Source organism: Pseudomonas sp. AO-1 (genome assembly GCF_019775695.1).
In the GTDB taxonomy this organism is placed as follows: Bacteria; Pseudomonadota; Gammaproteobacteria; order Pseudomonadales; family Pseudomonadaceae; genus Aquipseudomonas; species Aquipseudomonas parakoreensis.
The window spans coordinates 89,691-111,307 of sequence record NZ_CP079947.1 but is presented as its reverse complement, the minus strand read 5'-3'; the positions used below and the strand labels follow the sequence as shown (position 1 = coordinate 111,307).

Sequence of the window (21,617 nt, the reverse complement as noted above, 5' to 3'; positions counted from 1 at the left end):
CGATATAACGAAAAGCGTGAAATATTCGTACACAAATACACCTATCTAAAGATGCGCAACCTGTCGCTTGCCTGAAGCCTTGACCGAAATGTCCGGAAACGCACATATTACGTTCGTAATTTTAATCGCCTACTACTTTTAGCGATCCGCATCCCCAACGAGGAGCAAGAGCATGAGTCACTACGACGTGGTCATTCTGGGCGGCGGCCCCGGTGGTTATAACGCGGCGATCCGCGCCGGACAGTTGGGCCTGAAAGCCGCGTGTGTGGAAGGCCGCGCCACCCTCGGCGGCACGTGCCTGAACGTCGGTTGCATGCCGTCCAAGGCCTTGCTGCATGCTTCGGAGCTGTACGACGCGGCCATGGGTGCGGAGTTCGCCAACCTCGGCATCGAGGTCAAACCCACGCTCAACCTCGCGCAAATGATGAAACAGAAAGACGACAGCGTGAGCGGCCTGACCAAAGGCATCGAATTCCTGTTTCGCAAGAACAAGGTCGACTGGATCAAAGGCTGGGGCCACATCGAGGGTCCGGGCAAAGTCACGGTGACCGACGATCAAGGCAACAAGACCGAACTGAGCGCCAAGGACATCATCATTGCCACCGGCTCCGAACCCACGCCCCTGCCCGGCGTCGAGATCGACAATCAGCGCATCCTCGACTCCACCGGCGCGCTGTCGCTGAGTGAAGTACCGAAGCATCTGGTGGTCATCGGTGCCGGAGTGATCGGCCTGGAGCTGGGCTCGGTCTGGCGGCGTCTCGGCGCCCAGGTGACCGTGGTCGAATACCTCGACCGCATCTGTCCGGGCGTCGATGCCGAGGCCGGCAAGACCTTGCAGCGTTCGCTGAGCAAGCAAGGCATAAGCTTCAAATTGAGCTCGAAAGTCACCCGCGCCACGACCTCGGCCAACGGTGTGCAGCTCAGCGTCGAACCTGCAGCGGGCGGCAGCGCCGAGTTACTGGAAGCCGACTACGTACTGGTCGCGATCGGCCGGCGCCCGTACACCAAAGGCCTGGGCCTGGAGAACGTCGGCCTGAGCACCGACAAGCGTGGCATGCTCGCCAACCGCCAGCACCGCACCGAAGCCAATGGCGTCTGGGTAATCGGCGACGTAACGTCCGGGCCGATGCTCGCGCACAAGGCTGAAGACGAAGCGATGGCCTGTGTGGAGCAGATCGTCGGCAAGGCCGGCGAGGTCAATTACGACTTGATTCCCAACGTCATCTACACCCGGCCGGAACTGGCCAGCGTCGGCAAGACCGAAGAGCAACTGAAGGCCGAAGGACGTGCCTACAAAGTCGGCAAATTCCCGTTCACCGCCAACAGTCGGGCGAAGATCAATCACGAAACCGAAGGCTTTGCCAAAGTCCTCGCCGACGAACGCACAGACGAAATCCTCGGTGTGCACCTGGTCGGCCCGAGCGTCAGCGAAATGATTGGTGAATATTGCGTGGCCATGGAGTTCAGCGCCTCGGCCGAAGACATCGCGCTGACCTGCCATCCGCACCCGACTCGCTCCGAGGCGCTGCGTCAGGCGGCGATGAATGTCGAGGGGATGGCGACGCAGATGTAGGTGGTCACCCAAACCCTGTGGGAGCTGGCTTGCCATCGATGGCGTCAGTCCTGTAACCGTTGCGGTCGCTGACACACCGCTATCGCTGGCAAGCCAGCTCCCACAGTTGACCGTGTTCCTGCTGGAGGACTGCGGTCGAATGTGGGAGCAACCCGCTCTACCGCGGCAGATGCCCCAACGGCAACGCCCCCGGCGTCTTCACCGTGTGAATTGCAAAGTTGCTGCGAATGTCACTCACCCCCGGCAGCTTCAGCAGGCAGCCGCTGAGAAAGCGGTCGTATGCGCGCAGGTCCGGCACCACCACCTGCAACAGAAAGTCCGATTCGCCCGACACCAGAAACGCCGAGATCACCTCCGGCAGGGCGGTGACTGCCGCGTAAAAGGCTTCGGCCTGCTCATCGTTGTGGCGCTCGACCTTGACCCCGACAAACACCGTCAGCCCCAGTCCCACTTCATCGCGATCGAGGTTGGCCTGGTAGCCACGAATCACCCCGGCCTCCTCCAGCATCCGCACCCGGCGCAAGCAAGGTGACGCCGACAGGCCGATCTCGTCCGCCAGCTCGACATTGCTCAGCCGTCCGTTGCGCTGCAAGGCAGCGAGAATCTTGCGATCAAAAGCGTCGAGTTTCATGTTTGGCAGATCCTGCTGGTCAAGGCGCAAAAAGAAAGCAGGTTATGCCAATCCCAAGGGTTTTTGAAGCTGACTTCGCAAGCACCTGCCCCGCCCTTGCGCCATAAACTTTGCTCACCGAATCGACAACGAAAGGGCTGCGACATGACAAGTATCTGGCTGTTTTTTCTGGCATTGGCGGTGGTCTTCCTGTTGCCGGGGCCGGACATGATCCTGTTGCTGCAAACCGGTGCCCGCCAGGGTCGCGGTGCGGCGCTGGCAACCGCCGTTGGCTTGGCGATCGCCCGAGGCTGTCACGTGGCATTGGCGGCATTGGGTCTGGCGGCGCTGTTCAAGGCGGCGCCGTGGACGTTTGATATGGTGCGTCTGGCCGGGGCGGCGTACCTGCTGTGGATCGGCATTCAATGCCTGCGCAGCAGCTGGCTGCCGAACCTGAACACGCCCGCCGTGACACACGCCCAAGGACAATGGCGCGAGGCGATTCGCCGTGGCCTGCTGACCAATCTGCTCAATCCCAAGGCGTTGCTGTTCTGCTCGGTGCTGTTGCCGCAATTCATCGTCAATGACGGCGCAGCGGTACTGACCCAATTTGCCACCCTCGGCGTGTTGCTGGTGGGCGTCGGGCTGCTGTTCGACAGCGCCTATGCCCTGACCGGCGCGGCGCTGGGCCGTTGGCTGCAACACAGTCCAACCGCCCAACGCGTTCAGCAATGGCTGTTCGGCAGCCTGTTGATCGGCTTTGCCGTGCGCCTGACGTTTATCCAGCAGGCTTAGGGCTTGCGTGCCTTGCGCCGACGACTGAGCAACACCAAGGCGCCCGCACTGAACAGCACCAGGACACCGACCACCGGCCATTTATACGGGCGCAACGTATTGCGTACGGCATCGGTAACCTGGGTGACGTAACGCTTGTCGGCGTTTTCGAAATCCGGGTACGGGCATTGATTGCCGAAGTCCACCGCCCAAGGCACGTATGGGCCTTCGTTGACGTAGCGTCGATACAACGCGCTCTGCTCTTCAAGGCTGCTGTTGAAACCGGCGGCATTGCACAACACCGCAGCAAACGCCTGACTGGTGTGCGGCAAGTTGTCGGCAGCCCGGCTGGCCAGCGCGGTAGCGACAAAACGGTAGTGATAACGCTCGTCCGGTTGCGCCTGGCTGGCCTTCTGGCGCTGGACTTCAGCCTCGGCCACCAGCGGCCCGACTTTCAGCTCGGTGCTTTCCAGACTGTAATTGCCGCCAAACGTGGCGTAATCCGGCGCCATCTCGTAACCGAGAATGTCCATGCCCCATTCACGCGCGGTCCACGCCGCGTTGTACAAGGCGCTGGCGCGTTTGGTCGGCCACCACGCAGCGTCGGCCTTCATCCGTTGTTCGCCGTAGAGCCGGGCCTTGTGCTGCAGGTCGGGATTGTCGAAATAGCCGACCGCTTCCTCGTAATGCCCTTCACGCAGCAAGCGCCGTCCCAGCAGATTGCGCAGGCTGGCGGCGACCGGCAGCGGCACATAGTTGTCGCGCTGCTGCTGGGTCAGCGCCGGCGGCGCCGGCACGTTGTCATCGACATAGCGCTTGAGCTCATCGACCGTCAGCACGCGCTCGGCCACCGTCGCCGCGTCGAACCAGTAGATGCTGTTGCTGCGATACAACTGCACGAACGCTTGCAGGTATTCGCCACGTTGCAGCGCGAGAATCGCGCTCTCGCCTTCGACCCGGCATTTCGGCTGGACGGTTTCAAAGTCCCAGTCCGGGGTGCGCCGGTAGCCCCAATCCTCGCTCTGCGGGAAAGCCTGCGCAGCTTTGGCATAGGCGGCAGCCGCGGCATTTTTATCACCGTCACGCACCGCCAGTTTGGCTCGCAGCCACCACGCCAGTCCGCCGTCACCGGCATTCTCCAGGAAGGCTTTGGCGCTGGCGTAATCACCTTGTTGATAGTTCATGGCCGCCAGTCGATCGGCGTTTTCCAGGCTGCCACGGGTGCTGTCCTGCAGCAGCTTGATCAGCTTCTTCTCGTTCGGCGGTTGTTCGTCGAACGACCAGCCCATCCGGCTGATCAACGAGGCGGTAACCAATTGCTGCACAGCCTTGCGCTCCAGCAACTTGGCCAGTTGCGGCTCGGGCAGTTCGGCCAGCTCATTCATCAGTTGTTTCAGCGAGGTATAACCCACGGCCGAGCCGTGCAGGTTCTGCGCTTCGTACAGTTCGATGGCGCCGTTCCAGTCACCGGCGTTGCGCAGCACTCGCGCCTCCTCACCGAGACTGGCGACACCGAGTTCCAGCGGATCGCTGAAGCCATCGATGCTCAGTTGTCGGGCCTGACGGAAGGCTGCGCGTGCGTCCTCCAGCACTTCAATGACATCGCCCGCCTCGGCACTCATGGCAAACCAGGCGCGGCCCAGGGAGTAAGCCGCCCAAGTGCTGCGCAGCGGACGCTGATCGGCCGGCAGCGCCAGCACTTTGTTGAAGTATTCGATCGCCAGCGGATGATCGCCAGTGGCAAACGCCACCGCGCCGGCCACGTACAAGCGGATTTCCGCCGGCAGGCTGGCGCCCTGCGCCTCGACCTGACGCGCGTCGGTCAGGCCGCGCAGTTGCTTGACCAGTGCTTGTTGCTCGGCGCTCAGACCCACCTGTTCGGCTTTTTCGCGAAGCGCCGCAGGCTCGCTTTCGTCACCGTACATGTCGTCGGGATTGTGCGTCGCGGCGGTGACGTTCTTCAGCCCGGCAATGGTTTTGCCGAGGCGGCTGATCTCGAAGTTGAAGTTGCCCTCCGGCAGTTCGGCCAGGCTTTGCCCACGATTGTCGAGCAGGCGCATCGGAAAGTCCGGGCCGCAGGCCAGCGCCGAACCCAGCGGCAGGCTGAGGCTCAGGCAGAGCAGATGGCGGGGCCAGTTACGGGTCAACATGCGAACCTCCTTGATCAATAAATGCACAGCGCGCCCAACCGATGGCGCGTTGTCCGCCCGCCGGCAGACGACCGTCGCGCAGGCGGGTGAAGGTAAGCAGATCCGCGCTTTGTTGCAACGCGTAACCGGCGAGCGCATCGGCGCCCTCGCAAGCGCTGGCCTTGACGGTGATGCGCGTGGGCCAGGCACTGTCGAGGTTACCGACATTGCGCAGGGCGATGTCCTGCAGGCCATCGTGGTCGCTGAACGTCAGACCGAGCCGGCTGCTCAACGTATCGCCACGGGCCACAGCGCGCAGCGTACTGAGGCTCCAGGCGCGGCGATCATTGGGTAGCGGCAGACGAAACCAGATCAAACCGGCCAGATGTTCCGGGCGATCCTCGCGCATGTCAGTGGCCAGTCGGCTCAGTTGTTGCGGATCGGCGAGCAATTCGCGCCGCTGGCCGCCGCGCTCGAGTGGCACTTCACTTTCCACCACCGGAACGCCATCGGCATCCGGCAGCAGCGCCACGCCGTAGGCCGGCAGCGCCAGATAAAACGGTTTGTCGCTCACTCGCCCCCAGGCCTTGGCCCAGCGCCGCGCCTGCTCGGCGTCGAACAGACCACGACGCGGATCGCTGACCGCGTGCACCTGCAGCACACTGCTGTCGACGCTGGCCAGCAGTGCCGGCAGTTGCGAACTGTCGAGCCACGCCGGCAACGCAGTGATGCTCAGCGGCAAGTTGGCCGGCAATGCGCCACGCAGATGCACGAGAAATTCGCTGTACGCCAGCAAACGCGCATTACCGGCGTCGTGATCGATCTCGACCCCGCTTACCGTCAGGCCCTGCGCTTGCCAGTCAGCCAGCATCTGAAGGATCTGTGCGCTCACCTGTTGCTGATCGAGCGCCTTGAGCTGACCGTCGAGACGAACCACCGCAATCAGCGGTCGGCCATCGTGCTTGAGCAACGGCGCATCAATTTGCGCCCGATACCAGCCGTCATTGGGGAATGCCTGCAAGGCCAGCACGCGCAGTGTCGAGAAGCTCTCGCGGCTTTCGCGCAGGGCGGCGTCATGGGCCGGCGTCCATTGACGTTGCCAGATATAAAGTTGTTGATCGAGGGCGGGGGCATCCTGCCGCTCGCAAGCCGCGAGCAGCAGCGTTGCCGCGATCAAAATCGAAAAGCCGAACCGCATGAAATGCTTATTCCCTGCCGATACAAAAATGCAGGGTACACAAATCCCTGGAGGAGCGACTCAAGGCTTGCGGGCAATGATTACCTGACTCTTCGCCACGACCGCGTCCAGCGCCTGCTTGATCTGCGCACCCCGGGGCGAATCGAGCACCGCTTGCCAGGTGTTGGCCCAATGCTCGAGCAACGGGTGATCCGGGTTGCTGAAATCGACCTTGGCTTCCCAGAACAACAGCATCCACATCGACCAGTAAAAACCGTACTGGCTGTGGCTGATGATCTCCAGCCCGGCGTCGCTGACCAGCGTCTTGAATTGATCTTCACTGATGATGCGAATGTGGTTGGGCTTCTGGAAATACTCCGGCGCCGCAATGTCCTTCTGCAAGTCTTCCGAGCTTGGGTGCGGCACGCTCAGCAGGTACAGCGCACCGGACTGGCCGACCCGCACCAGCTCGGCGAGAAACTGCGCCGGGTCGTCGACGTGCTCGATGACTTCGGTGGAGACCACACGGGTAGCGGTGCCGTCGGCGATCGGCAACGGATTGCAGTCAGTGACGTGGCACTCGACGCTGCGCGCCGGGGTATCGCTCAGGCGTTGGCGGGTGGCCTCGACCTTGGCGCCGTCGATGTCGGCGATGATGATCTTCGCCCCGCGCATGCCGCAAAAATGCACGTTGCCGCCGTCACCACAGCCGACATCGAGCAAGGTGTCATCGGCGGTCACCGGGAAGCCCTTGAACAGCTCGCCGGTCTCCTGGTTGAACCAGCCGCTGAGCTTGGCATCGTAGAGGCCGAGCATGTACGGATCGACCTTGTCCGCCACCGGGGCGACAGGTTGCGCGGGGGCCGGTGCAGGCGCCGCCGCCGTGAGTTTTTTCAATAGGCTCAGCATGAGGTGGCTCCGGGGGTTGAAACGGCAGTTCGGGACGTGTCGAGGCGCCGTACCAGGGCGGCACCGCGATTACGCATCGGCATTTCGATGAAGCGGTAGTTCAGCTCGCTGAGCAGCACGATCAGGCCGAAGGCGATCAGCAAGGTGAGAATCGGGTGCCCGGCCGGGCTCGGTAAACCGGCAGCCTGCAAACGGAAGATCAGCTCCCGCACTAGCAGATAGGCCGGGATATGAATCAGGTAAATGCCGTAGGAACGACTGCCGATCCACGCCATCAGCCGCTGCAGGTGGCCTGCCGGCAGCAGGTAATCGCGGTTGTACGAAGCGATCCACACCAGCAGCGCGCCGAGCACGGCAATCGAGCCGATGCGATAAGGCGCGAAAGTGAAACGGTCGGTGGCCATGAAACTCATCAGCAGCGCCACGCCGATCAACACTGACACGCCAGCCCACGGTCGCCGCAGAAACGTCGGCTGCCAGCGCTGGTAAGAAGGTTGCGCACTCCACAGCGCCAGCAGCACGCCGAGCGCCAGGGCATCAGTGCGCACCACCATCAACAACGGCGTGCGCAGGGTGAAAAGTTGTACCGCCACCAGCGCCAGCAAGGCCCAGACCAGATGCTTGCGGCACAGCACAATCAGCAGCGGGAACAGCAGGTAAAACTGCTCCTCCAGCGCCAGGCTCCAGTAGACGAAACTGCTGCCGTACTCGTAATGAAAGAAACTGTCGGCAAAACGGAAATTGGCGTACTGCAACACCCCCGCCAGCGTCGCCTGCAGGTTGGCGTGCAAGCTGCCAAAGGCACCGGAGCGGTTGAGAAACACACACGCGAGGAGAATCAGTGCCAGCCACAACCAGGCCGACGGCAACAGGCGAAACACCCGGCGCAGCCAGAAATTGCGCGTCTGCTGCCAGTACTCCTGACGCGTGGTGCAGCCTTGCAGCGCGGGGATCAGGCTGCGCGCGATAACGAAGCCGGAGATCGCAAAAAACAGATCAACGCCCCACCACGGTTGCGCCCAGGCGTGGATTTTTTCCAGCAGCGGCACGGTGTCGGTGAACAGGCTGCCCTGCAAGTGATGGAACAGCACGCCGAGCACGGCGATGGCACGCAGCACCTCGATGTCCATGATCCGCCTGGCGCTCATGGCTGGCCCCCGGTGCAGGTTTCGCCAGCCAGCGGTTTGCGGGCGATGATCACCTGGCTCTTGGGCATGAAGCGGTCGAGCATCTGCTTGATCGCCAAACCGTCAGGCTGCGCCAGCAGGTCTTGCCAGGTCCGTGCCCAGCTTTCCATCAGCGGCGGATACGGCGCCTGAATCCGGTCGCGTACCGCGCCACCGAGGTCCCGGCCGGCAGCGCGTTCGCTGGCCCAGAAGAAGATCATGCCCATCACCCAGAAGAAGCCGCTGGCCTGCCGATGCTCGATCACCAGCCCGGCGTTCTCCACCAGTTCGGCAAAGCGCTGCTCGGTGAAAATCTGCACATGATTGGGCGTCTGGTAATAACTGGCCGGGGCGATGCCTTGTTGCAGGTGCTCGCCCACCGGTGCCGGCACACTCAGCAGATACTGCGCACCGGGACGGCCCATGCGCACCAGTTCGGCCATGAACGGTTCCGGCTGATCGATATGCTCCAGCACTTCCATGCATACCACTTTGCTCGCGCAACCGGCGGCCAGCGGCAATGGCAGGCTGTTGCTGACCAGCCCCAGATTCGGCTTTGTGCTCTGCGCCTCCACCTGCCGGGCCAGATCGCGAACCTTGTCATGTTCGCTGTCGGTGAAGATCACCGAGGCGCCCTGCCGCACAGCGAACAGCGTCGCCACGCCCTCGCCGCAACCGACGTCGAGCAAGGTGTCGTCAGCCGTGATCGCGAAGCCCTTGAGCAACTCGCCGCTGCCCGGCAAAAACCAGCCGTCGAGAATCGCGTCATGCAACCCCACATCCCGTGGCGAGACCTGCGCGCTTGGCTCAGGTGCAGCAGGCGACGGAGCCGGGAGCAAGCGTGCGAGCAGACGCCGGATCATGCGCCCGAGGCTTCCACGGACAACGGCTTGAGGGCCTGCGCGCGCTGCGCAAAAAACCTCCGCAGGCGTTCTTCTGCACTCGCCTGACTGCAGAACTTCTGCAGGTTGTGAACGGCATGCCCGGACATTCGCGCATAGCGTTCAACGTCGTTTTTTGCCACCTCATAACTGTCGCGGTACGCAGCGCACAACGAGTCCCAATCGGTGATGTAGCGCAAGGTACGGTAAGCCGCACGGGGGTCGTGGGGCCATGCCGTAAGCTCGTCGGTGGAATCAACGATGAACGCGTTGTCGCTGTCGACGTAGTCGGCCATCGCCGTGTTCAGCGGGGCGATCGCCGGTTTGCCGCAGGACATGAACTCCATCAGCGGCAGACACTGCCCTTCGCCATAGGAGCTGTTGACCACATAGCTGGTGGCCTGCACCAGCGCTTCGTAATCGGCGTCCGCCAGATAACCGTGGATCAGCACGATCCGGCACTGGTAGGACTGGTTCTTGTACAGGTGATGCAGCATGTCATTCAGGGCATTGGCGATGTCATGGTGCGTGAGCTTCAGCACCAGGGTGGCATCGGCGACGTCACGGAACGTGGTGCAGAAGGCACTGATCATGTCCTGCCAGTTCTTGCGCCCGTCGTACGGGTTGAACACCGAGGTGTAGACCACGCCGTCCAGTTGCAGCTGGCAGTCCTGCGGCGGCCCGGCAAACGACATTGGCGTGCCTTCGCACAACCCCGGCGGACCGTACGCGCGCAGATCCACCGTGCGGCTGTCGAGCAACAGGCCACGCAACCTCAACTGCACCGCTTCGACCACAGGCTGCTTGCGCAACTGCGCACCGCGTGCGGCAAAACGGTCCCAGACAGGCGCGGGTATCGCGCAGATCGGATAGTCCGCGCCCATCACGTCGCAGACCGCGTTCACCGTGAAACTCGAATGGGTAATCGCCATGCCGCAGGCGTTCAATACCACGCGCCAGTCGTGACGTGGCTCACCGTGCCAGCTCTCGGTGGGGATAGTGCTGAATTCCCAGGCAAATACCGGGATGGTCGGGCAGGCGTAATGAATCGGTGTGCGATGCGGCGGCGAGAACGACAGGAACACGCACGCTTCGCCACGGCTCAGACAATCGAAGTACAGGCGATCAACCAGTTCGTCCGGGTTGCTCACTTCAATCACTTGCCCAAGGCGTTCCAGCACCGGGCGGAATTCCTTGAGCACGAAGTAATAGCTGTACTCGGGCCGGCCGAGGTTCTGCTGAATGTTGCTCTTGTTGGTTTCCGAATGAATGATGATCAGCATGATGCAGTCCCCGCCTCGGCGATCAGCTGTGGGCTTGCACTCGGCGTCAGTTGAAAAAACTGCGCCAGACGCTGCTGCACCGGGGCAAAACTGCAGTAATCGCGCATGCGCTCATTGGCCGCCAGGGCCATGGCCTGATAAGCCACCGGATCGTTTTTGGCCATGGCGTAACTGTTTTCGTAGGCGATTTTCAACGAGCCCCAATCCGGACGATGGCGCAGGGTGCGGTAGAGGATCCGCACGTCATCCGGCCAGATCGTCGGCTCACGGCTGGACTTGACGATGAAGCCGACGCGCTCGTCGACGTAGTCGTGCATTGCCGTGTGGTCCGGCGCGATCACCGGACGAGCGCAGGACATGAATTCCATCAGTGGCAGGCACAAACCTTCGCAGCGGGACGCGTTGACGTAGAAACTGGCAGCACCGTAGAGCCTGGCGAACTCTTCGTCTTCCAGGTAGCCGTGCATGACCACCACCCGGCAGGCGAAGGGCGACAGCTGCGACAACAAGGTGATCAGGTGCACGTAGTAAGTCGCCAGATCGTTCTGCGTCATCTTCAGCACCAGCGTGGCATCTTCGACATCGCGCATGGCCCAGCAGAACGCCGTGATCAGGTGATGCCAGTTCTTGCGTCCATCTTCAGGGTTGAACACGCTCACATAGACCACACCGCTGACCTCGGTCTGTACCGTGGCACTGGTGTCCGGCAGGCTGGCCTGCGGATGCTCGACCACCGGCGGTGTTTCGACGATGACAGCCGGCGGCAACGGCTCGGGGGCCGGGCTACGCAACCGGAAGAGCTGGCGGCGCAGGGCGAGCGGCAGCAAGTCGCGAACGGCTTCGCGATACCACAACAACAGATTGTGCTTGAGCAAAAACAGCGGCCCGTGGTCAGTCGGGGTCGCGGCGGCGCGATAACTTTCGCGCAGGTAGTGTTTGGTGATGAACGCACGTCGGCGCAAGGTCAGTGGCGGTAATGGCGCTGCTTCGGGTGTAACCACCGCGTCGGGCGGCGGCTCCTGCACATCGACGGCGGGTGCGATCAGCCCATCGGCGGACAACCCGAGCGTGCGGCTATCGATAATGCAGCCCTTGATCTGCAACACCGTGCCTGGGTTGACCGGCGCAGCAGGGTACCGCTGGCGCACCCCGGCAAAGCTTTCCCACAGTGGTGTCGGCAATACCAGGACCGGGAAATCTTCGCCCATGGTCCGGCGAATGGCTTGTGCGGTGTGACTGGACAAAGTGATCGCCCGACCATGGCTGGCCAGCAGCCGGCTCCAGTCGTGCCGCGTATCGTCATCGCGAGGGTCATCCGGGATCGAGTCGTACTCCCACGCGATCACGCAGACCACGGGGCATTGCAGGTCGGTCGGGGTTTTATGCGGCGGCGCAAACGAAAGAAAAAGGCATTCCTGACCGGCCAGTTGCAACTGCCGATACAACGGGTCGACTTCGGCCGCCGACGACACCACGTGCACCTGTCCAAGGCTTTCCAGCACAGGACGGTAGGCCTTGAGCACGAAGTAATAGCTGTATTCCGGACGCCCCAGACTCTGGCTGATGGAGCGGTCATTGACGTCCGAGTAAAGAATGAAATTCATGGCATCCCACGGTGACACCACCATCCCGGCAGTTTCACGCTATGACGGCCAGGCGCTGAATCGAGTCGGGATCACCGCTGCTCGTCCTTCGTCCTGAGCTCGTCTTCGTTCTTGTTTTAGTGGCTGGTTTCACCCTGTTGCGCAACATCCCCGGCGAATCCGGGGAGATGGCGACGAGGGCCATTCTAAACACATCCTTTGCGAATCCGGGAACCGCCCGACAAGAATAAATAGGGCTACGCTGACGAGAACTGACCGGTCACGGTTTACGGTGTTGAAATTGCCGAGCATTTGGCACAGATTGGTAACAAATAACTACAACAATGACTTCGCCGATTGTCCTGTCAGACTTTTTTATCCGGCCTGACGACTCCTCCCCCAAAGCCTATGGGAAAGTGGCGAATGTTAAAGACCAAGGGGTCAGTGTTTGAAAAAACGTCTGTTCATCACGGGCCTCAGTGGGTTCGTGGGACAACATCTCCAGTCGCATCTGGAACAGCCTGGCTCGACGTGGGAACTGCTGTCTGCGGCGGCGCCCTACGATCTCACGGCTGCGACCAGCCTCACCGATCTGTGGCCACAATTGCCCGACGCGGTGATTCACCTGGCCGGTCAGACCTTCGTTCCCGAAGCTTTCCGTGACCCGTCCCGAACGCTCGAAATCAATCTGCTCGGTACCCTTAATCTGTTACAGGCGCTCAAGGCGCGCGGATTTCAGGGGACTTTCCTGTATGTCAGCTCCGGCGACGTCTATGGACAAGTCGACGAGAGCGCCCTGCCCATTACCGAACTGCAACCGCCCTGCCCGCGCAATCCCTACGCCGTGAGCAAACTGTCGGCGGAATTCCTCTGCCTGCAATGGGGCCTGAGCGAAGGCTGGTCGGTGCTGGTGGCGCGGCCGTTCAATCACATCGGCAGCGGGCAGAAAGACAACTTTGTCATCGCCAGTGCTGCACGCCAGATCAACCGCATCAAACAAGGCCTGCAAGCCGCGCAACTGGAGGTCGGCGACATCGACGTCACGCGCGATTTCCTCGATGTCGGCGATGTGATCACGGCGTATTTCGCCTTGCTGGAAAAAGGCACGCCGGGGCAGGTCTACAACATCTGCTCGGGCCGCGAGCAAAGCATCCGCAGTTTGATCGAGCAAATGGCCGACCTTGCCGAAGTCGACCTGCAACTGGTCCAGGATCCGGCGCGCATGCGCCGCGCGGATCAGCGTCGCGTTTGCGGCAGTCATGCAAGGCTTGCCCAAGTCACGGGATGGGCGCCGAAAATTACAACACAACAATCCCTGCGGGCGATCCTGTCCGACTGGGAGCAGCGAGTACGACAAGAATGAAAAGTGCACTGATCACAGGGATCACCGGCCAGGACGGCGCTTATCTGGCCAGACTGCTGCTCGACAAGGGCTACAAGGTTCACGGTCTGGTCGCACGGCGCAGCAGCGATTCACGCTGGCGCCTGCGCGAGATGGGCGTCGAAGGCGACATCGTCTACCTTGACGGTGACATGGCCGATGCCTGCTCGGTGCAACGCGCGGTGATCAAGTCGGCGCCGGACGAAGTCTACAACCTGGCCGCGCAAAGCTTTGTCGCCGCGTCCTGGAATCAGCCGGTGACCACCGGTATCGTCGATGGCCTGGGCGTGACCCACCTGCTCGAGGCGATCCGCCAGTTCAGCCCGCACACCCGTTTCTATCAGGCCTCGACCAGCGAAATGTTCGGCCTGATCCAGGCTGAGCAGCAGGACGAGAACACGCCGTTCTACCCGCGCAGCCCCTATGGTGTCGCCAAACTCTACGGCCACTGGATCACCGTCAACTACCGTGAAAGTTTCGACCTGCACGCCAGCAGCGGCATCCTGTTCAACCATGAATCGCCGCTGCGCGGCATTGAATTCGTCACCCGCAAGGTAACCGACGCCGCTGCCCGCATCAAACAGGGCAAGCAGCAGGAACTGGCCCTGGGCAACATCGACGCCAAACGCGACTGGGGCTTTGCCGGTGACTACGTCGAAGCCATGTGGCTGATGCTGCAGCAGGACAAACCTGACGATTTTGTGGTCGCCACCGGCGTCACCACCACCGTGCGCGAGATGTGCCGCATCGCTTTCGATCACGTCGGTTTGAACTACCGCGATTACGTGAAGATCGACCCGGCGTTCTTCCGCCCCGCCGAAGTCGAAGTGCTGCTTGGCAACCCGGCCAAGGCGCAGCGCGTGCTGGGCTGGAAACCGAAAACCGACCTCGACACCCTGATCCGCATGATGATGGATGCGGACATGAAACGCGTCGCCAAGGAGTAGGCCATGCTGATCCCCGTGATTCTGTCCGGCGGCGCCGGCACTCGTCTGTGGCCGGTGTCCCGCGAGGGCCATCCCAAGCCGTTCATGACCCTGCCCGACGGCCAGTCGCTGCTGGGCAAGACCTATCAGCGTGCCGCCGCATTGCTGGACGGCTGGGGCGACATCGTTACGGTGACCAACCGCGAATACTACTTCCAGAGCAAGGATCACTATTGCGCCGCCCACGTGTCGCGCCATCGCGGACATTTCCTGCTGGAGCCGACCGGGCGCAACACCGCCCCGGCGATTGCTGCGGCGGCCTTGTCACTGCAAGCGTTGCACGGTGACGACGCGATCATGGTGGTGATGCCCGCCGACCATTTGATCGTTAATCAGCAAGCCCTCAAGAGCGCCGTCGAACACGCGGTCAACCTGGCGAAGGACGGTTATCTGGTGACCTTCGGCGTGCTGCCGACCGCCCCGGAAACCGGCTTCGGCTACATCGAAACCGGCGCGCCACTGGATGCCAAAGGCGCGGCAAAAGTGCAGCGTTTCGTGGAAAAGCCCGACCTGCAAACCGCCGCGCATTACCTGGAAAGCGGCAACTTCCTGTGGAACTCGGGCATGTTCTGCTTCACCACCGCGACCCTGATCAACGAGCTGCAATTGTACGCGCCGGAGTTGCTGGAACAGACCCGCGCCTGCATGGAGGCCAGCGCCCCGGTGGAAACCGTCGGCTGTCTGCAACAGGAACTGTCAGCAGCGCTGTTCGCTGAAATCACCGACATCTCCATCGATTACGCGTTGATGGAACGCTCGGACAAAGTCGTGGTGGTGCCCGCCGGTTTCGACTGGAGCGACATTGGTTCATGGGGCGCCGTGGCCGCACTGGTACCGGCCGATGCCGACAACAATCGCGCCAGCGGCGAAGCGGTGTTCATCGACAGTCACAACAACTTCGTGCAGAGCGAAGGCCGGCTGGTGGCTGCCGTGGGTGTGGATAACCTGATCATCGTCGACACCGCCGACGCCGTGCTGGTGGCCCACGCCGACCGTGCCCAGGATGTACGGCGCGTCGCCAAGCAGCTCAAGGACAAGTCCCACGAAGCCTACCGCCTGCATCGCACGGTCAGCCGTCCGTGGGGCACCTACACCGTGCTCGAGGAAGGCCCGCGCTTCAAGATCAAGCGCATCGTGGTCAAGCCCGGCGGCAAGCTGTCGCTGCAAATGCACCATCACCGCAACGAACACTGGGTGGTGGTCGAAGGCATGGCCAAGGTCACCAACAACGGTACCGGCACTCACCTGGTGGCCAAGAACGAATCGACGTTCATTGCCGCTGGCCATCGCCATCGCCTGGAAAACCCCGGCGTGATCGACCTGGTGATCATCGAAGTGCAAAGCGGCGAATACCTGGGTGAAGACGATATCGTGCGCTTCGAAGACCAATACGGCAGGACGGTTTGATGCTGCTTTCCCTGTATCGCTCGCTGCGCAGCTACCGCGGATTCATCCTCGGCAGCGTCAAGCGGGAGTTTCAGGCGCGTTATCGCAATTCGCTGTTCGGCGCGCTGTGGACCGTGCTCAACCCATTGTCGATGATCGTCGTGTACACGGTGATCTTTTCCCAGATCATGCGCGCGCGCCTGCCGGGTGTGGATGACGGCCTGGCCTACAGTGTGTACCTGTGCGCGGGCCTGCTGACCTGGGGACTGTTCGCGGAAATCACCTCGCGCAGCCAGAGCATGTTTCTGGAAAACGCCAACCTGCTGAAGAAAATCAGCTTCCCGCGGATCTGCCTGCCGGTGATTGCGCTGCTCAACGCCGGGATCAACTTCGCGATCATTCTCGCGCTGTTCTTCGGTTTTCTGCTGATCAGCGGGCGCCTGCCCGGCATGGCCTTGCTGGCGCTGATTCCACTGTTGCTGGTGCAGGTGATCTTCGCCGCTGGGCTGGGGATGATCCTCGGCATCCTCAACGTATTCTTCCGCGATGTCGGACAGATGTTCGGCATCTGCCTGCAATTCTGGTTCTGGCTGACCCCCATCGTTTACCCACTGTCGATCCTGCCGCCGGGCATCCAGCACCTGATCAGCCTCAACCCGATGACGGCGTTGATGACCAGTTACCAGAACGTGTTCCTCTACAACCAGTGGCCAAACTGGTCATCGCTGCTGCCGTTGCTGATCCTCGGCCTGCTGTTCTGCGCCATGGCCCTGCGCCTGTTCCGGCAACGTGTCGGCGAAATGGTGGATGAACTCTGATGGGACATATACGCGTCAGTGGCCTGGGCAAGGCCTACAAGCAATACCCCAATCGCTGGAGCCGGTTGTTCGAGTGGCTGGTGCCGTTTTCCGGCACGCGGCACCACTTGCACTGGATCCTGCAGGACATCGATTTCGAGATTCAGCCCGGCGAAGCCGTCGGCATCGTCGGGGTCAATGGCGCGGGCAAAAGTACGCTGCTGAAGATGATCACCGGCACCACGCAACCCAGCTGCGGGCAGATTCAACTGCAAGGTCGCGTGGCCGCGCTGCTGGAGCTGGGCATGGGTTTCCACCCGGATTTCACCGGGCGTCAGAACGCGTTCATGGCCGGCCAGTTACTGGGCATGCAGGTCGAAGAGATCGAAGTCTTGATGCCGCAGATCGAAAGCTTTGCCGAAATCGGCGCAGCCATCGATCACCCGGTGCGCACGTATTCCAGCGGCATGCAGATGCGCCTGGCCTTCAGTGTCGCCACCGCGCGCCGTCCGGACATCCTGATCGTCGATGAAGCGCTGTCGGTGGGCGATGCCTACTTCCAGCACAAAAGCTTCGAGCGCATCCGCAACTTTCGCAAGGCTGGCACCACGCTGTTGATCGTGTCTCACGACCGTTCGGCGATTCAGTCGATCTGCGACACCGCGATCCTGCTGGAGAACGGCCGTCTGGCCATGCGCGGCAAACCCGAAGAGGTCATGGACTACTACAACGCCATGCTTGCCCAGCGCGAAGGGCAGATCGTGCGCCAGGAAATGCTCGCCAACGGCCAGGTGCAGACCATTTCCGGGACCGGTGAAGCGGGAATCGTCAGCGTGCGCCTGCTCGACGCTCAAGGGCGCAGCCTGGAAGTGGCGGAAGTCGGCCAGCCAGTGGTGCTGGAAGTGCAGACCGAGGTGCGCGAGGACATCGAACGACTGGTGTTGGGCTTTCTGATCAAGGATCGCCTCGGCCAGGCGATCTACGGCATCAATACCCATCGCCAGGACCAGGCGATCAGCGACCTGAGCGCCGGTGAACAGGTGACGTTCCGCTTCGCCTTCGATATGCGCCTGGGCAAGGGCAGCTATTCGGTGGCGCTGAGCCTGTCGCGTCTGGATTCGCATCTGGATCGCAATTTCGAATGGCGCGATTACGGTCTGGTCTTCCACGTCATCAACAACCGTCAGGAAGACTTTGTCGGTTGCTCATGGCTGCAAGCCCGGACCGAGATCAGCCGCTCCAGCGAACACGCAACGCCGCAGCCAGACAGGGAGATCTCGCGATGACACGACTGTTGATGGAGTGCACCTACGTTTTCGAACACCCGTCCGCCAATTCGGGCATTCAACGCGTGGTGCGCAACGTTATTCAACAGTTGCCAGAAGCCAACGCCGAGCGCGAATGCATCCCGGTGGTGATGCTCGACGGTGCCCTGTATGAGGTGAAAAGCCTGGCGCCGATCAAAACCCCGAGAATCAATCTGACCAGCCTGCGGGTGAAGCTGGAACAGTGGGCCAACAGCTTCTGGTTGCGCCATCGCGCTCTGGAACGACGCCGGCCTTTCAGCCAGTCGCATTTCGCCCGGCGGGTGTTGTATGTGCTCTGCCGGCTCACGGCGTTTGCCTGTTTCAGCCTGCCGATGCGCGTCCTCGGGCGCCTGCTCAAGGGCAAACCGATCCCCGAGCGTTGCGTGCCGCTGCAACATCGGGCCGGCGATCAACTGGTGTTGCTCGATTCCTCCTGGCACGCCAACTTTTTCCCCTTGGCCGAACAACTCAAACGCGATGGCGTGGGTATCGTTTCGGTGATCTACGACCTGATCCCGCTGACCCATCCGCAGTTTTGCGACGCGGGTCTGGTCAAGGTGTTCAATGACTGGTTCGACTGGATTGCACGCACGGCCGATGGCTATGTCGCGATCTCGACCACCATTCGTGATCAGGTGCGCCAAGAGATGTTGCGCCGGATCGGCACGCAACAGGTCCAGCAGCGCTGGTTCGACTACTTCCACCTGGGTTCCGAACTGGATCTGACCGACGCCGCAGCCGAGGTCGATCGCAACCTGCTGAACCTGTTCAAGACCCCGGAGCCGGTGTTCCTGATGGTCAGCACCATCGAGCCGCGCAAGAACCACGCCTACCTGCTCGATGCGTTCGAACGTGCCTGGGCGGCTGGCTCCACAGCGCGCTTGTGCATCGCCGGGAAAATCGGCTGGAAGTGCGAAGCCCTGATCGAGCGGATCCGCCAGCACCCACAACTGAACCGTCGCCTGTTCATGTTCAACTCGCTCTCGGACAAAAGCCTTGAGCACGCCTACTCCCACGCCACCGCGCTGGTATTCCCGTCGCATGTCGAAGGGTTCGGCCTGCCTCTGGTGGAAGCCATGCAACGCGGGCTGCCGGCGATGGCCAGCGACATCCCGGTGTTCCGCGAAATCGGCGGCGATTACATGGCGTATTTCGACCTGCACAATCCGCAGAGCCTTACCGACCTGGTGCTCGGGATGGAGCGCTCGGGTGAGTTTCCGGCACCTCTGAGCCTCGACCAATGGCGTTGGCTGAGCTGGCGCGAAGCAAGCGCACAACTGGTGCAGCGCATCGAGCGCAACCTGAACCATCCACTGCCCGCATCCGAAGGCCAGCATGCGCATTGCTCTTAACGCGCGGATTCTTCAGGCGCCACGCACTGGCATCGGCCATTACGTCGCCGAACTGGTCCGCGCCCTGCGCGCCAGCACTGAAGTCGAGGTGGCGTTGTTTCACGGCTGGGGCTGGAGCTCGGCCCTGCCGGAAGCGGCCATGCCCGGCTACTCGCGCTTGACGCCACTGCTGCGGCAGATCCCCGGGGCCTATCAAGCGCGGCGCTGGCTGGAGCAGAAACGTTTCGATCAGGGCCGCACGCAAGGCATCGACCTGTATCACGAGCCGAGCCTGTGGCCGCTGGCCTTCGATGGCCCGACCGTGATCACCCTGCACGACCTGACCCATCTGCACTTCCCTGAGACCCAGCCCTTGGCGCGCCTCAAGGAAATCGAACGGCGTCTGGCGGCTGGCGTGCAACAGGCGCAACGGATCATCACCGACTCGCAGGCGATTGCCGACGAGGCGCAGGCTTATTTTGGTCTGCCGGCCGAGCGTTTTGTGGTGGCGCCACTGGGTGTGGCCGAGCGCTTCCACCCACGGCAACCCGACGCCATCGAAGCGGTGCTCAAGGCACATGCCGTTGCCCCGCGCGAATATTTCCTGTGTGTCGGCACTCTGGAGCCGCGCAAGAACCTCAGCCTGGCATTGCGCGCCCATGCCCTGCTGCCGGAGGCCGTGCGCCAGCGTTTTCCGCTGCTGATCGTCGGCATGGCCGGTTGGCAACAGGCCCAGTTCAGCGATGAACTGCGTCAGGCCCTCGCGTCGGGGCATGTGTGCCTGCTCGGCTATCTGCCGGATGAACAGGTCGCACAACTGCTGGCCGGCGCTCGGGCGCTGGTGTTTCCGTCTCGGTATGAAGGCTTCGGATTGCCGGTACTGGAAGCCATGGCCAGTGGCACTCCGGTGATTCTCACCCGTTCTTCAGCCATGCCGGAAGTCGCCGGCGCGGCGGGCAACTACATTGAACCTGATGATGCACAGGGCTTGCGTGATGCGCTGATCCGCCTGATCGACGATCAAGCGCATTGGCAGGCCTGCCGAGAAGCCGGATTGCACCGGACGCGGCTATTTTCCTGGGAACGTTGCGCACAGGCCACCGCCGGTGCCTACCGCCAGGCCATGGGAGGCTGAATGCGAGTTCTTCATTTCTTCAAGACGTACCTGCCAGATTCGGTCGGCGGCATCGAACAAGTGATCTTCCAGCTCTGCGAAAGCGGCGCGCATCACGGCATCGACGGTCAGGTGCTGACCCTCAGCGCCGACCCGACCCCTCCCGTGATGCAACTCGGCTCACACGAAGTGCATCGCGCCAGACTCGACATCCAGTTCGCCTCCACCGGGTTTTCCTGGAGCGTGTTCAAACAGTTTCGCGAACTGGCGGCCGAAGCCGATGTGGTCAACTATCACTTTCCGTGGCCGTTCATGGACCTGGTGCACTTTGCCTGCGGCCTGAACAAACCGAGCGTGGTGACCTACCACTCCGACATCATTCGCCAGAAGCATCTGCTCAAACTCTACCGCCCGCTGATGAACCGCTTCCTCGCCAGCGCCGACCGGATTGTTGCGGCCTCGCCGAACTACCTGCACACCAGCGACGTGTTGCAGCAGTTCCAGGACAAGACCCGGGTGATTCCATACGGTTTGAACAAGGCGGGTTATCCACAGGCCGACAGCGAACGCATAAATCGCTGGCGCCAACAGCTTGGGGACAAGTTTTTCCTGTTCGTCGGGGTCATGCGTTATTACAAGGGTCTGCACATCCTGCTCGATGCCTTGAAGGACGTGGATTATCCGGTGGTCATCGTCGGTGCCGGGCCGCTGGAACTGGAACTGCATGCCCAGGCCGCCGCGCTGGGCCTGCGTAATATCCACTTCCTCGGGCGTCTGGGCGATGAAGACAAAGTTGCCCTGCTGCAACTGAGCTACGCCATCGTGTTCCCCTCGCATCTGCGCTCCGAAGCGTTTGGCATTTCGCTGCTCGAAGGCGCGATGTACGGCAAGCCGATGATCTCCAGCGAGATCGGCACCGGCACCAGCTACATCAATATCCACAACGAAACCGGGTTGGTGGTGCCACCGAGTCATCCACAGGCATTTCGCGAGGCGATGCGTACCCTCTGGGAAAACCCCGAACGCGCGGCGGCCATGGGCGTCAAGGCCGAAGCGCGTTACCGGCAGTTGTTCACCGCCGACGAGATGGGCCGCAAGTGGACCGCGTTGTATCAGGAGCTGCTCGAAGAGAAAGACCTGTCTTACGCCTGATCCACCACAACACATCAATCCTCTGTAGGAGCTGCCACAGGCTGCGATCTTTTGATTGTAAAAACCCAGGATCAAAAG

18 protein-coding genes are annotated in these 21,617 nt (G+C 61.8%); 10 read left to right on the top strand and 8 right to left on the bottom strand.

From position 1 onward, the window contains the following. Nucleotides 1–172: 172 nt before the first annotated feature. On the top strand, nt 173–1,573 hold the full coding sequence (gene lpdA, locus KVQ82_RS00510; protein WP_222017522.1) for a dihydrolipoyl dehydrogenase: 1,401 nt from the start codon (nt 173–175) through the stop codon (nt 1,571–1,573). A gap of 157 nt (nt 1,574–1,730) precedes the next feature. Here the strand turns inward: lpdA and KVQ82_RS00505 are convergent, their stop codons facing one another. Next, nucleotides 1,731–2,204: an Lrp/AsnC family transcriptional regulator gene (locus tag KVQ82_RS00505; protein ID WP_041073817.1), complete on the bottom strand. Its 474-nt coding sequence runs from the start codon at nt 2,202–2,204 to the stop codon at nt 1,731–1,733. Between the two features lie 144 nt (nt 2,205–2,348). On the opposite strand from KVQ82_RS00505, the gene KVQ82_RS00500 reads away from it, so the two are divergent. Continuing rightward, nucleotides 2,349–2,978, top strand: coding sequence for a LysE family translocator (locus tag KVQ82_RS00500; protein ID WP_222017520.1), 630 nt, complete (start codon nt 2,349–2,351; stop codon nt 2,976–2,978). Here the strand turns inward: KVQ82_RS00500 and KVQ82_RS00495 are convergent. The 7 genes from KVQ82_RS00495 to KVQ82_RS00465 are packed head-to-tail and all read right to left on the bottom strand — an operon-like array spanning nt 2,975 to nt 12,106. Continuing rightward, nucleotides 2,975–5,107: a hypothetical protein gene (locus KVQ82_RS00495; RefSeq protein ID WP_222017518.1), complete on the bottom strand. Its 2,133-nt coding sequence runs from the start codon at nt 5,105–5,107 to the stop codon at nt 2,975–2,977. The genes KVQ82_RS00500 and KVQ82_RS00495 overlap by 4 nt on opposite strands. Continuing rightward, nucleotides 5,094–6,284, bottom strand: coding sequence for a DUF3142 domain-containing protein (locus KVQ82_RS00490; RefSeq protein WP_222017517.1), 1,191 nt, complete (start codon nt 6,282–6,284; stop codon nt 5,094–5,096). The genes KVQ82_RS00495 and KVQ82_RS00490 overlap by 14 nt, the downstream gene beginning before the upstream one ends. Before the next feature lie 60 nt (nt 6,285–6,344). Further along, nucleotides 6,345–7,172, bottom strand: coding sequence for a class I SAM-dependent methyltransferase (locus KVQ82_RS00485; RefSeq protein ID WP_222017516.1), 828 nt, complete (start codon nt 7,170–7,172; stop codon nt 6,345–6,347). After that, nucleotides 7,166–8,320 (bottom strand): acyltransferase, encoded by a 1,155-nt coding sequence (locus KVQ82_RS00480; RefSeq protein WP_047596949.1) that lies wholly within the window; start codon nt 8,318–8,320, stop codon nt 7,166–7,168. Before KVQ82_RS00480 ends, KVQ82_RS00485 begins: the two co-directional genes overlap by 7 nt. After that, a complete protein-coding gene (locus KVQ82_RS00475) occupies nt 8,317–9,201 on the bottom strand; it encodes a bifunctional 2-polyprenyl-6-hydroxyphenol methylase/3-demethylubiquinol 3-O-methyltransferase UbiG (RefSeq protein ID WP_041073806.1) in 885 nt (294 codons plus the stop codon). The genes KVQ82_RS00480 and KVQ82_RS00475 overlap by 4 nt, the downstream gene beginning before the upstream one ends. Beyond that, nucleotides 9,198–10,502 (bottom strand): glycosyltransferase, encoded by a 1,305-nt coding sequence (locus tag KVQ82_RS00470; protein WP_222017514.1) that lies wholly within the window; start codon nt 10,500–10,502, stop codon nt 9,198–9,200. The genes KVQ82_RS00475 and KVQ82_RS00470 overlap by 4 nt, the downstream gene beginning before the upstream one ends. After that, nucleotides 10,496–12,106, bottom strand: coding sequence for a glycosyltransferase (locus KVQ82_RS00465; RefSeq protein ID WP_222017512.1), 1,611 nt, complete (start codon nt 12,104–12,106; stop codon nt 10,496–10,498). Before KVQ82_RS00465 ends, KVQ82_RS00470 begins: the two co-directional genes overlap by 7 nt. A gap of 427 nt (nt 12,107–12,533) precedes the next feature. On the opposite strand from KVQ82_RS00465, the gene KVQ82_RS00460 reads away from it, so the two are divergent. The 8 genes from KVQ82_RS00460 to KVQ82_RS00425 are packed head-to-tail and all read left to right on the top strand — an operon-like array spanning nt 12,534 to nt 21,539. After that, nucleotides 12,534–13,448, top strand: coding sequence for a GDP-mannose 4,6-dehydratase (locus tag KVQ82_RS00460; RefSeq protein WP_222017509.1), 915 nt, complete (start codon nt 12,534–12,536; stop codon nt 13,446–13,448). Beyond that, nucleotides 13,445–14,413, top strand: coding sequence for a GDP-mannose 4,6-dehydratase (gene gmd, locus KVQ82_RS00455; RefSeq protein WP_007960806.1), 969 nt, complete (start codon nt 13,445–13,447; stop codon nt 14,411–14,413). Before KVQ82_RS00460 ends, gmd begins: the two co-directional genes overlap by 4 nt. 3 nt (nt 14,414–14,416) lie before the next feature. Further along, nucleotides 14,417–15,859 carry a mannose-1-phosphate guanylyltransferase/mannose-6-phosphate isomerase gene (locus tag KVQ82_RS00450; protein WP_222017508.1) on the top strand — a complete coding sequence of 481 codons (1,443 nt, stop codon included), beginning with the start codon at nt 14,417–14,419 and terminating at the stop codon, nt 15,857–15,859. Further along, complete coding sequence (locus KVQ82_RS00445) at nt 15,859–16,656, top strand: ABC transporter permease (protein ID WP_041073796.1); 798 nt, start codon at nt 15,859–15,861, stop codon at nt 16,654–16,656. Before KVQ82_RS00450 ends, KVQ82_RS00445 begins: the two co-directional genes overlap by 1 nt. Beyond that, nucleotides 16,656–17,921, top strand: a complete 1,266-nt coding sequence (locus KVQ82_RS00440) for an ABC transporter ATP-binding protein (RefSeq protein ID WP_222017505.1) — start codon at nt 16,656–16,658, stop codon at nt 17,919–17,921. Before KVQ82_RS00445 ends, KVQ82_RS00440 begins: the two co-directional genes overlap by 1 nt. Next, nucleotides 17,918–19,294 (top strand): glycosyltransferase family 1 protein, encoded by a 1,377-nt coding sequence (locus KVQ82_RS00435; protein WP_086792543.1) that lies wholly within the window; start codon nt 17,918–17,920, stop codon nt 19,292–19,294. Before KVQ82_RS00440 ends, KVQ82_RS00435 begins: the two co-directional genes overlap by 4 nt. After that, nucleotides 19,278–20,408: a glycosyltransferase family 1 protein gene (locus KVQ82_RS00430; protein ID WP_198759157.1), complete on the top strand. Its 1,131-nt coding sequence runs from the start codon at nt 19,278–19,280 to the stop codon at nt 20,406–20,408. The genes KVQ82_RS00435 and KVQ82_RS00430 overlap by 17 nt, the downstream gene beginning before the upstream one ends. After that, nucleotides 20,409–21,539 (top strand): glycosyltransferase family 4 protein, encoded by a 1,131-nt coding sequence (locus tag KVQ82_RS00425; RefSeq protein WP_222017503.1) that lies wholly within the window; start codon nt 20,409–20,411, stop codon nt 21,537–21,539. Nucleotides 21,540–21,617: the final 78 nt, after the last annotated feature.